Annotated in this window: 7 protein-coding genes; 5 read left to right on the top strand and 2 right to left on the bottom strand. The window is 46.2% G+C overall.

The window, feature by feature from the left end:
- Window positions 1–42 precede the first annotated feature (42 nt).
- The 3 genes from rimO (at window position 43) to IDJ76_RS07670 (ending at window position 4,422) form a co-directional block, all read left to right on the top strand.
- Entirely contained in the window at window positions 43–1,377 is a 1,335-nt protein-coding gene (gene rimO / locus IDJ76_RS07680; protein WP_191162445.1) for a 30S ribosomal protein S12 methylthiotransferase RimO, read from the top strand.
- Window positions 1,378–1,591: 214 nt separating this feature from the next.
- Window positions 1,592–3,211, top strand: a complete 1,620-nt coding sequence (gene bshC, locus IDJ76_RS07675; protein ID WP_191162443.1) for a bacillithiol biosynthesis cysteine-adding enzyme BshC — start codon at window positions 1,592–1,594, stop codon at window positions 3,209–3,211.
- A gap of 137 nt (window positions 3,212–3,348) precedes the next feature.
- A complete protein-coding gene (locus IDJ76_RS07670) occupies window positions 3,349–4,422 on the top strand; it encodes an Ldh family oxidoreductase (RefSeq protein WP_191162441.1) in 1,074 nt (357 codons plus the stop codon).
- 354 nt (window positions 4,423–4,776) lie between these two features.
- Here the strand turns inward: IDJ76_RS07670 and IDJ76_RS07665 are convergent, their stop codons facing one another.
- Window positions 4,777–7,617, bottom strand: a complete 2,841-nt coding sequence (locus IDJ76_RS07665; protein ID WP_191162439.1) for an outer membrane beta-barrel protein — start codon at window positions 7,615–7,617, stop codon at window positions 4,777–4,779.
- Window positions 7,618–7,871: 254 nt separating this feature from the next.
- On the opposite strand from IDJ76_RS07665, the gene IDJ76_RS07660 reads away from it, so the two are divergent.
- Together IDJ76_RS07660 and IDJ76_RS07655 are read left to right on the top strand one after the other, a co-directional pair.
- Window positions 7,872–8,954, top strand: coding sequence for a sensor histidine kinase (locus tag IDJ76_RS07660; protein WP_191162437.1), 1,083 nt, complete (start codon window positions 7,872–7,874; stop codon window positions 8,952–8,954).
- Window positions 8,954–9,724 carry a LytR/AlgR family response regulator transcription factor gene (locus tag IDJ76_RS07655; protein ID WP_191162435.1) on the top strand — a complete coding sequence of 257 codons (771 nt, stop codon included), beginning with the start codon at window positions 8,954–8,956 and terminating at the stop codon, window positions 9,722–9,724. Before IDJ76_RS07660 ends, IDJ76_RS07655 begins: the two co-directional genes overlap by 1 nt.
- 134 nt (window positions 9,725–9,858) lie before the next feature.
- On the opposite strand, the gene galB is transcribed toward IDJ76_RS07655, so the two are convergent.
- On the bottom strand, window positions 9,859–12,288 hold the full coding sequence (gene galB, locus IDJ76_RS07650) for a beta-galactosidase GalB (RefSeq protein WP_191162433.1): 2,430 nt from the start codon (window positions 12,286–12,288) through the stop codon (window positions 9,859–9,861).
- Between the last annotated feature and the right edge of the window lie 4 nt (window positions 12,289–12,292).

The following is a 12,292-nucleotide window of genomic DNA, read 5'->3' as shown; positions in this document are numbered from 1 at the left end:
GAGATTGCTTCGTTCCTCGCAATGACGCTTTGAGTAATAACAATGAGAACAAAAATAATCAGCAAGCCGATACTTACCGTAAAACCCCGTGTAAACGTGGTTACTTTAGGCTGTTCAAAAAATATTTACGATAGTGAAGTACTGATGGGCCAGCTTAAGGGCAACGCCTATGATGTAGTTCATGAAACAGATAAGCTGCGCGATAACGATATCATCGTGATTAATACCTGCGGGTTTATTGATAACGCCAAGCAGGAATCTATCGACACTATCCTGCAATACAGCGAGTTGAAGGAACAGGGTAAAGTAGGTAAAGTAATTGTAACCGGTTGCCTGAGCGAGCGCTACAAGCCCGAGCTGGAAGCCGAAATCACCAACGTTGATGCTTATTTCGGTACAAACGATCTGCAAAATATCCTGACTAACATTGGTGCCGATTACCGACACGAACTGATTGGCGAGCGTTTATTGACCACCCCGTCGCACTTTGCTTATTTTAAAATTGCTGAAGGCTGTAACCGCCCCTGTTCTTTTTGCGCCATCCCGTTGATGCGTGGTAAACATGTAAGTACGCCTATTGACCAACTGGTTAAAAATGCTGAAAGCCTGGTAAAGAACGGCACAAAAGAATTGATCCTGATTGCCCAGGACCTCACCTATTATGGCCTCGACCTATACGGCAAACGCAATCTGGACGAACTTTTGCGCCGCTTAAGTGATGTTTACGGTGTGGAGTGGATCAGGATGCAATACGCTTACCCGGCTGGTTTTCCGATGGAAGTGTTGGATGTAATGAACGAGCGCGACAATATTTGTAAATACATGGATATGCCCCTGCAGCACATTACCGATAACATGCTCAAATCGATGCGCCGTGGCTTAACCAAGCAAAAAACGATTGACGTCGTGAACCAGATCCGCGATATGGTACCGGGCATTGCCATGCGTACCACGCTGATTACCGGCTACCCAGGCGAAACACAGCGCGATTTTGAAGAAATGGCCCAATGGGTAGAAGATACCAAATTTGACCGCCTGGGTTGTTTTACCTACTCGCACGAGGAAAAAACACACGCCCATTCTTTAATTGACGATGTGCCCGAAGAAGTAAAACAGGAGCGTGCCGACGCTATTATGGAAATTCAGCAAGGTATCTCTTTCGATAAGAACCAGGAGAAGATTGGCCATACTTTTAAAGTATTGATTGACAAGAAAGATGAAGGCTATTTTGTTGGCCGTACCGAATTTGACTCGCCGGAGGTAGATAACGAAGTTTTGATTGACGCCAGCATCGATTATGCTGCAGTTGGCAGCTTTGTTAATGTAAAAATTGACAATGCCGAAGACTTTGACCTTTATGGACAAATTGTAAAATAAGACCGATTTTGCAGTACAATGTTTGATTTAGAATTTTAAAATCTAAATTCGGCATACGGATGTTCGCGAATTAACGCTGCATGAGTGAAATGTAATTTCTCGCAAAGTCGAAAAGACGCTAAGAAAAAGCTTTGCGGCCTTGGCGCTCTTGCGAGCTAAAACTCTTAACCAAGCAAGTCAAATCCGAAATTGAACATCCGAAATCCGAAATTATATGGACGCAGCCTGTATTGACTATAAAGACACCGGGTACTTTTCCCAAACGGTTATCGATTACCTGGACGATGTTCCGGAATTAAGATCTTTTTATAGTCACCGCCCCACCATGCAGGGCTTTGCCGAAAAGCTTGGCCACAAAAAGGTAGTTGCCGATAGGGCGATGTTAGTAAACGTCTTACAGGAGCAATACTTCAAAAAGCACGAAAGCACCTCCCCCACCAAAATTGAACTGGACGCTGCCGAATACATCAGGCAGCAGATCAACCTGCTGGGTAATGACCATACTTACACCGTTACAACCGGCCATCAGCTGAACATTTTTACCGGCCCGCTTTATTTCATTTACAAAATAGTTACGGCTATTAAGCTTTGTCGGCAGTTAAAAGACTCTTTTCCCGATAAAAACTTTGTACCTGTTTACTGGATGGCGTCAGAAGACCACGACTTTGCCGAGATCAACTACACCAACATAGGTGGTAAAAAAGTGCATTGGTGGTACGAGGCTTCGGGCGCTACGGGCCGTATCAACCCGGATACCATGCGCCAGGCACTTAACCAATACAAAGGCGTTTTAGGAATTGACGGCCACGCCGATGAATTGGGCGAAATGGTTGAAACTGCCTACACCAAATTTGATAAACTAGCCGATGCCACCCGTTACCTCGTAAATGCTTTATTTGGTCAATACGGATTAGTGATAATTGATGCCGATGATCACCGCTTAAAGGAGGAGTTTGCCCCGATAATTGAGCAGGACATCATCGAGCAAAATAGTTTCAAAAACATCAGCGCCGTTAATGAGCAGTTAACCAAACTGGGCGTACACATCCAGGTGAATCCACGCGAGATCAACTTTTTTTATTTAAAAGACGAATTGCGTGAACGGCTGATTTTTGAGAATGATCGCTACAGCGTAATGAATACCGACATCAGTTTTACTGAAGACGAACTGAAACAGGAAATCAAAACCGCACCCGAACGATTTAGTCCGAATGTAGTCATGCGACCTTTGTACCAAGAATGTATCCTGCCCAACATTGCTTACATCGGTGGTGGTGCCGAGGTGGTTTACTGGCTGGAACTGAAATCAAACTTCGACCATTATGGTATTGATTTCCCGATACTGATCTTGCGGAACAGCGGTTTGGTCATCAAAAAAGAAACCGCTGCCAAGATCAACAGCATGGAACTTTCGCCGGCTGATATTTTTAAAAGTACCGACGAAATCAAGAGCAGTTGGGTACAAAAACACAGCAGCCACGACCTGACCCTGAATGAAGAATGGCGCGAAATAGAAAGCGCCTTCGAGAAGATCAAGCTGCGCGCCCATAAGATCGACAGCACTTTAGGGCCATCTGCCAGTGCCGTACAAGCCCGCTTAAAGCATGCGATGGACAACCTGCAAAAGAAACTGGTAAAAGCCGAAAAACGCAATTACCATACCCGCCTGGAACAGATAGAACATATCAAAGAAGACATCTTCCCGAAAAATAGCTTACAGGAACGCAGTGAGAATTTCGGTCTTGCCTATGTAAAATGGGGCCAGCTATTTATCGATGAACTGATCCGCAACTTCGAGCCACTGGATTTTAAGTTTACAGTGCTGACAGAGTAAGGCTCTACACCATGTCATTGCGAGAAGCGCAGCGACGTGGCAATCTTATAGGACTTGCGGATATGCTAAGATTGCCACGCTATCGCTCGCAATGACATAATTTTCACACGAAAAACAGGAATTGCTATTTTTGCCTTATGCTAATATCCGAACTGATCCTCCGCACCTTTACTCAAAATATTTTCATAGCCATGGGCTGCAGCGAATATCATGCTGACCTGGCCGCCGATGTGCTGATAAAGTCAGATCTGCGGGGTATTGATTCGCACGGTGTGGCGCGCTTAAGCGGCTATGTTAGGCTATGGGAGAAAGGCCGCATCAACACCAAACCCAACATCCAGATCATTCATGAAACGGCCACAACAGCCACCGTTGACGGCGATGCAGGCTTGGGCCTCATAGTAGCTCCCGTTGCGATGGATATCGCCATAAAAAAAGCGTCCGAATATGGGTCGGGGTGGGTGTCGGTACGTAACTCTAATCATTTCGGCATTGCCGGTTACCATGCGTTGATGGCGGTAAAACGCCATATGATCGGCTTTGCCATGACTAATGCGAGTCCGCTGGTTGCACCTACTTTTTCTAACGAACGCCTGCTGGGCACCAACCCTATGTGTTATGCATTCCCCGCGGGCCAATATCCACCGGTCGTGATAGATATGGCCACATCAGCAGCAGCGAATGGTAAACTAGAGATTGCCCAGCGCAGCGGCAAACAAGTGCCCGAAGGCTGGATCCAGGACGGGCAGGGCAATTACACAACAGATCCGCATGCGCTAAAATCCGGCGGCTCCCTCCTGCCATTGGGCAGCGACCGGGAACATGGCAGCCACAAAGGTTTTGGTTTAAGTGCTACCGTTGATATTCTATCCGGTGTATTATCGGGCGCAAATTATGGCCCATGGGTGCCGCCTTTTGTTTCGTTTTTGGAACCTCCTGCAAACCCGCCCGGTTTAGGCCTGGGCCATTTTTTAGGAGCGATGCGGGTAGATGGTTTCCGCCCGATTGAAGAATTTACTGCTGATATGGATAACTGGATAAGCAGATTTAAATCGGCAACTACTAATGATCCTACTCAAAAAGTAATCATCCCCGGCGAGCCGGAACTGGAAGCAGAAAGGGATAGGATGGCAAATGGTATTCCACTGGTTGATTCGGTTTATCAGGAGTTGAATGAGTTGGCGGTGAAGTTTGGGGTAACGAAGTTGTAAAATAATTTGTCATGCTTGAGCGATAGCGAAGGATCTTCCGCATGTTTTCCACCCGGAAGATCCTTTCGCTTTTTCACTACCTGTAAGATCCTTCGCTATCGCTCAGGATGAAAGGCTTTTTTGTCGCTCGGCGACCCTGATTAAACAAGAAAAAGGTACCCGCCTAAGCTAAAGTACCTTTTCACGACATATATAGTAATCAATCTCACTTATTAAAATGGTGGCGGGCTGCCAGGGGCCTGATCCACCCAAATCATAGCCACCCGGGCTGCCTATACCACCATTAAGTTTTTAACCGGCGAACTATTTAGCGTTAACGTAATGTTGCCAGATTACTGCCACCAATCTTACTTCTTAAAACGGTGGCGGGCCGCCAGGGCCTGGTCCACCCGGACCACCCGGCCCGCCCGGGCCGCCGGGACCATTATTTGGTTTAGCACCGGCAAACTTTTGCAGCCTTAGCGTAAACGTAGCCAGGAAGTATCTGCCTAAACGGTTGGCATTAGTTTGCGTGATATAGCTCCCGCTTTGTGTGGTCGTATAGCCCGTATTTTCGTTAAATACGTCGTTCACAGCAAAGCGCAGGGTGCCAACATTTCCTTTCAGAAAACGACGTTCTACATAAGTATTCAGGATGTTCGGATTGGTAGATCCCGTATAGCCGTAATAGATCTGTTTGCTGTAATCATAGCTCAGTGTCCAGTCTTTAAAGAAGTAGTTTTTACCATTCAGACCCAAATTCAGGGTACTAAATTTGTTATTGACGTTGGCCTGCTGGATAGAATTGTTAGAACGGTTTATCGCGTATGTAGTGCTGGCTTCGGCATCAACAACATCGGTTATATTCACCCTAAAGCGCACCCCTTGCGACAGCACGATATTTTTAGAAACGTTCTTCAGGTTAGTGAGCGCATAACTGGTAGCATCCACATTACCAATGTAAGAGATATTGTTGCTGTATGTAGCATTACCTATAAAGAACAGATTGTATTTACGCTTAGCCCAGGGTTTGGCAAACACATAGAAACCATTTGCAGAGTAGTACCCATCCGCATTTAAGTACTGGGTTAATATGGTACCGGCCAGTTTGCTATCCGGCGCGTAAACTTTAGGGTAGGTAATGGTATTAGCTACAATCTTATTATCTGTTTTAGTGAACGACAGGTTGCTGAAGAAAACATTACCTGATGCAAAATCGAACTTATTATAACGCATAGACAAGGTCTGGTTAAACTCCGGATCAAGATTAGGGTTACCTTGTACCGGGTATGATGCGTTAGAGAAATCCGTCACTGGCTGCAGCTCGGTATAAGTAGGCTGCGCGCTTTGTCCGTTATAGTTCACACTCAGCGACTGGCTACGCGAGAAGTTATAAATAAAGCGGGCATTCGGCGCGATATTGAAATTACTGCGGCTATTGCCATCGCTGCCGACCAATAAAGTTGGCTGCGCTAAAACACCTAAGGTGTAGTTGTATTTTTTATCAATGAAGCGGTAGTTTAACCCGATACGGTTAGTGGTAAACTGGTAGTTATAGCTATTACTCAACAAGTCGTAGCGGTTGCGGTTACCTGCGGCAGTTAGGGTATCGGTCAGTTTATCGGCACTGGTGGTTGAGTATTTATAACCGTAGGTTCCCTCTATATATGATTTTTTACCCATCGGCTCCAGGTAACTGAAATTAACACCAACGCTATCCGTACGGCTATCAGTGTTGATAAATTGGCTTAACGGCGCATTTGCTGCCCCCTCAATATAGGTATAAACCGGATTTTGATACTGATTAGTAGTGTACGACCCAGCACCAACATTCACGCTGAAGTTACGTCCCTTAGTTTTGAAACGGTGATTGTACAAAACGTTAGCGCCATAATTTGGCGAGGTCGATTTTAAATAAGAGGTGAAGGTATAGTCAGAGATGGTTTGTGTGGCATTCACCAGCCTGTTAGCAGCATCCTGATTAGTGGTTACACTTGCGTAAGAGAACGACGGTGTGATCTTTAAATAATTAACCGTATCCGGCTTGTACTCGATATTAAAGTTGAACCGGTGGTTCAGGTTCTCATCCTTTTGTACACTGCTTTGTGTATTGGTGCTTGGGTTGGTTAACGATAAATTATTTTGGATAGTGGTACTGGTGGTATTCACCGTATTATCGGCGAAGCTGTAGCTGCCGTAAACGGTTATCTTTTTACCCCATTGGTCGCGGTAGTTAAACCCTAACGACCGGGCTGTTGTGATGCCATTAGCCGAGCTGCTGCTGCTTCCCGGGGGGCCACCCGGGCCACCGCCGGGGCCGCCACCGCCACCGGGCCTACCACCAAACGTAAACAGGTTGGTGTTGGTATTATTCAGGTTGCCCAAAACGGCTATCTGCCGGCTGCCATCAAAGCGGAATAAGTTGCCCTGTGCTACATAGCGATTACCCTCTTTATCGCTTGATACGCCGGGAATCATATCCTGCCCCTCGCCTACGCTGGCCTGTCCAAAGTAGCCGTAATTTTTACTTGGTTTAATGGTAATGTTCAGCACCTTTTCGGGCTCGCCGGTTTTAACGCCAGTGATGTTAGCCTGGTCGCCGTAATCATCTATCACCTGGATGTTTTGCACGATATCGGCAGGCAAGTTCTTAGTAGCAGTTTTCAGGTCGCCTCCAAAAAAGTCTTTTCCGTTTACTCGCACTTTGGTTACGCTTTTGCCTTGCGCGGTTACGTTTCCGTCCTTATCCACGTCTATGCCCGGCAGTTTCTTCAATACATCCTCTACGGGTGCACCATCACGCACCTTATAAGCGGCAGCATTAAATTCAATGGTATCTTCCTTCAGCTTAACCGGGTTCACATCGGTAATGGTAACCAGGCCAAGCATGCGTGTATCTGATTTTAAAACGATTACCGGCAGTTTAAACGGCGTAGCGGCATTGTCCAGCACAAAGCGGCGCTTAATGGGAACAAACCCTACCGATTGGATAACCAAACTAAACTGGTTTATGGTAACCGCTTTAAAGGTAAAGCTGCCATTTGCATCTGTAATGGTAGTGGTGCTGTCTTTACCCGTCAATATTTTAATGGTGGTGCCCGGTAAGGTTACGCCGGTACTGTCTTTTATAACACCGCTTACATCGCGGGTGGTTTGTGCCATACTGTTAAAACTGAGCAACAACGCAAGGATTGATAGAAAGTATTTGATCTTCATATATTGTGATTTCGATATGCAAAGCAATACTTTTAGCAAAGCACTCAAAAACGCGGTAGACAGAGACCGTAAACAAATAGACGAATGCCCAATTTTAACCTTCGACAAGCAGATTTTTAGTCGACGGTACGTTTCGGCCGTTTTGGCGGTAGTTTTTGCCCGCTCGTCGGGGTTCCGGGCAGCATCGCCGATTTTGATTTGGATATGCCGTGATCATTTGTAATATTGTAATGCCCTGTAAATAAATCAAAAGCATGATCATTCAAAAATCCCGGAGCATCTTAGGCAACATACTCATCCAGATCTTAATTTGGATAGTATTAGGCGTAGTGCTTTTATTTTACCAACCCTTTTTAAGAAATATAGATGTACCCTACCAATTCTGGGTGAAGCAAAATATCGTGTTCGTGATGTTGATTGCTTCGTATTATTTAAACGCCTATGTATTGGTTCCGCAGCTGCTGCTTAAAAAGAAAACAGGTTTTTACTTCCTGTCCATCATAGCCATCATAGCCGTGATACTATTCATGACAGGTTTTGTGGATAAAATTCTAAATGTGCGCGAACTATTGGAAGAGGCCTTTCACCGCAGCGGCCCGCCAAAACGTGGCGGCGGCGGTGGCGGCAGGCGCGGTTATTTCGACACCTTTTTAGTTACGGTTACATCATTGGTATTAGGTATCAGTACCAGCGTTACCACTACGCAAAGCTGGCAAAAGAACAGAGCACTGCATAAAGAGATGGAGCAGAAAAAGATCTCGTCAGAATTATCGTTCCTGAAAGCACAGATCAACCCGCATTTCTTTTTTAACACCCTTAATAATATTTACGCGCTCACCCTGGTCAATGTCGAAACCTCGCGTACTGCATTGCACCAGCTCTCGCGCATGATGCGCTATGTGTTATACGATACCCAAAACAGCGCGGCCTTATTTAGCCAGGAGATCGCCTTTATTAAAGATTACATCAGCCTGATGCAGTTGCGGCTAACCGATAAGGTAACCGTTATATTTAACACCCCGGCACCTTTGCAAGAGTTCCCTGTGGCGCCGATGCTGTTTTTACCTTTCGTAGAAAACGCCTTCAAACACGGCGTAAGCGACAGCCTGCCCAGTACCATTTTGGTTGATGTGCAACAGGTAGATAATAAGATAACTTTATTGGTTCAAAACAGTATCTTTAAAAAACAGGGTGCCGACCTGGAGGATAACAAAGGTATCGGCCTGAATAATACCATCCGCAGGCTCGATCTTTTATACCCCGGCAAACACGAGCTGGTGGTAAATGAGTCGGCGGCCGAAAACCTGTACACTGTTAACTTAACGCTTTACTTGTAATGGTAGTAAATTGTATAGCCGTTGATGACGAACCTTTAGCACTGGGCATGGTGTGCGCCTTTATTGAGCAAACGCCTTTTTTAAACCTGGTGGGCCGCTACAGCAGCGCGGTTGAAGCATTGGGCGCGTTCCAGGATAAAAAGATAGACCTGATTTTTCTGGATATCCAGATGCCTAACTTAAATGGGATAGAACTTGCCCGGGTACTGGATGCGCGCGGGCCAAACAAACCCCGCATCATTTTCACTACCGCTTATAACCAGTTTGCTTTAGAAGGTTACCGGGTTGATGCACTGGACTACTTGCTGAAACCCTTTAATTACGAAGAATTTTTGCATGCTGCCAACAAGGCTTTGGCTTACACCGAATTGGTAAGCCGCTCCCAGACAGAACCTGCAGCCGCCGCCCCTGCTCCTGTAGCAGCCCCCGCTGCCGAAGAGCGTATCGAAGACGACTACCTTTTTGTAAAGGTAGAATATCAATTGGTACGCATTGCCTTGAGCGACATCCTTTACCTGGAAAGCCTGAAGGATTATGTAAAGATTTTCCTGAAGAACAGCGATAAGGCATTATTGACTTTGAGTACCCTGAAAGCTTTGGAAGAAAAGTTGCCGGCCAAACGTTTTTTGCGTGTACACCGCTCTTACATAGTATCTTTGGATAAGATCAACTCCATAACCCGTAACGCCCTGCAAATAGGTAAGATCAACATTACTGTCGGCGATCAGTATAAAGATGAGTTTAATAAGTTTTTGAGCAGATGGGTATAATAGCGTGCAGTTGAGTCGCTCGGCTCCTGCCGAGTGACGACTATCGCGCGGCTTCTGGCCGCCGAGTGCTGCTGTCAGCGGCCTTATAATAACGGTCACCCGGCAGGAGCCGAGCGACTGAATAGTTTTTTATCTTATTTCGCTACCAACACAATCTTATCCGAAGCCAATCCCTCACCCGTTGCGGTAACGGTAATACTCCCCGGTGTTTCACTCCCTCTGATAACAGCTAATGCCAAACCGTGGAACGCTTTAATATTATCGGCCCTAAAGCTGTCATGGCTTACCGGATCGCCATTGTCTACGGACGCCAGCGTACCGCCACTTACCGTGAATTTGATACGATTGTCTGTATTTGGGACAAGGTTGCCGTCTTTATCAAAAATCTTCACGGTTATAAATGACAGATCTTTCCCGTCTGCAGCGATTGTTTTCCTGTCTGCGGTTAATTCAATTTTGGCCGCTGCGCCTGCTGTACGGATCTCTTTAATAAGCACTACTTTTCCATTTTTACGGGATACCGCCTTAAGCGTTCCCGGTTCAAATTTCAAACGCCACATCACGTGCAGATCGTCGCCGGTTTTCTTTTTAATGCCTATCGATTTTCCGTTCAGATAAAGTTCTACCTCATCGGCATTGTTATAATATGCCCATAAATCTACCATTTTACCAAGTTCCCAGTTCCAGTGCGGGAAAATGTGCAATACCGGCTTGGTTGTCCACTCGCTTTGGTACATGTAGTAAACATCCTTAGGGAAGCCCGCTAAATCGATAATACCAAAGTAGGAACTGCGCGACGGCCACGAAAAAGGCGTTGGTTCGCCCAGGTAATCAAAACCCGTCCATACAAACATGCCCGATAAATGGTCATACTTCTTCATCACCTTCCAGGTAGCTTCGTGGGTTGAGCCCCAGGGCGGGCGGGTGTTATCATAGGCAGATACATTATTGCCCGGCCTAACCAGTGGCTTATCCCACTGCGGCGGCCAGATCCTGATACTATCTGAAGGCATTTCGTAATAACCACGGGTTTCTAAACCTGATGTGGTTTCTGTGGCGATGAACTTTTTACCGGGAAACCTTTCATGAAACTTAGCATAATCAAACTCATGATAATTATATCCGATCAGATCAAGTGCCCCCGATGCGATGATGTTATTGGTGCGCGACGGGTCATTATTAGCCGATGTAATAGGCCTGTTATCGTACTGCCTTACAATACCGGCCAGTTCGCGCGCAATATTACGGCCCGCGGTATCTGTTTTACTGTACTGCTCGCCAATTTCGTTACCGATGCTCCACACAAATACCGACGGGTGGTTACGGTCGCGCAGTAATTGGTCTTGCAGGTCGCGCTTGTGCCATTCATCCCAAAAAAGATGATAATCGTACTTTGTCTTTTCCATCTTCCACATATCAAAGGCCTCATCCATCACAATAAAACCCATTTTGTCGCAAAGATCCAACAGTTCGGGCGCGGGCGGGTTATGTGATGTACGGATGCCATTGCAGCCCATCGCTTTCAGGATCTGTAACTGGCGTTCTAAGGCACGGGTATTAACGGCCGAGCCTAAACTCCCCAGGTCGTGGTGATCGCAAACGCCTAAAATTTTCATGGGTTTACCATTCAGGCTAAAGCCTTTGTCGGCATCAAAATTAAAATACCTGATGCCTAAAGGTGTGGTATAACTATCAACAACTGCTTTATCAACCAAAACCTGTGTAACTACTTTGTACACGTGAGGCTTTTCTACCGACCATAGATCAGGCTTGATTATCTTGATAGTATTTTTCACGGTTGCCATGGTATCTACAACCTGCGCCGACGATGGAAGCGACCCGCCTTGGGCCACTAATTGACCAGATGAATTGTAAACCAGGTATTTGATACTGTAAGTTGCTTGTGCCGGTTTTTTTACCTTAACCTCAATCGATATGGTTGCAGAGTCGGCACTTACTTTCGGCGTGGTCACGTAGGTGCCCCAATGATCAATAGCAACTTTATTGGTGGTTACCAGCCATACGTTCCTGTAAATACCCGAACCGGAATACCAGCGCGAATTAGGCTGCTCGGCATTATTCACTTTTACGGCTATGACGTTGCTGCCCCCAAAGTTTAAGTAAGGTGTCAGTTCATACCTGAAAGAGATATACCCGTTAGGCCTGAAACCTAAGTGGTACCCGTTGATCCAAACATCGCTGTGCTGATATACGCCGTCAAAATCTATATAAACAAGCTTGCCTTTTGAAGCAGCGGGCACGGTGAACGTTTTACGATACCAACCAATGCCGCCGGGCAATGCGCCACCTTCTGGCGTGGCGGGGTTCTCCTTTTTAAATTCGCCCTCAATGCTCCAGTCGTGCGGCAGGTTGAGTACGCGCCATGCTTTATCGTTGGTAGTGATTTTTTCTGCTGATGGCACATTGCCTAAATTAAACTTCCAGCCTTTGTCAAAGTCAGCTATGGTACGGCCGTTTTGGGCGTTTGCATTCACGGAAAAAACAATGATCGCCAGCAGGGCGATTACAAACGGATTACGTGTTATAGCGGAATTTTTAAGCATAGGT

This window comes from Mucilaginibacter glaciei (genome assembly GCF_014773245.1).
Classification (GTDB): domain Bacteria; phylum Bacteroidota; class Bacteroidia; order Sphingobacteriales; family Sphingobacteriaceae; genus Mucilaginibacter; species Mucilaginibacter glaciei.
The sequence above is the reverse complement of the archived record's forward strand: the minus strand, read 5'-3'. Positions and strand labels throughout refer to the sequence as shown.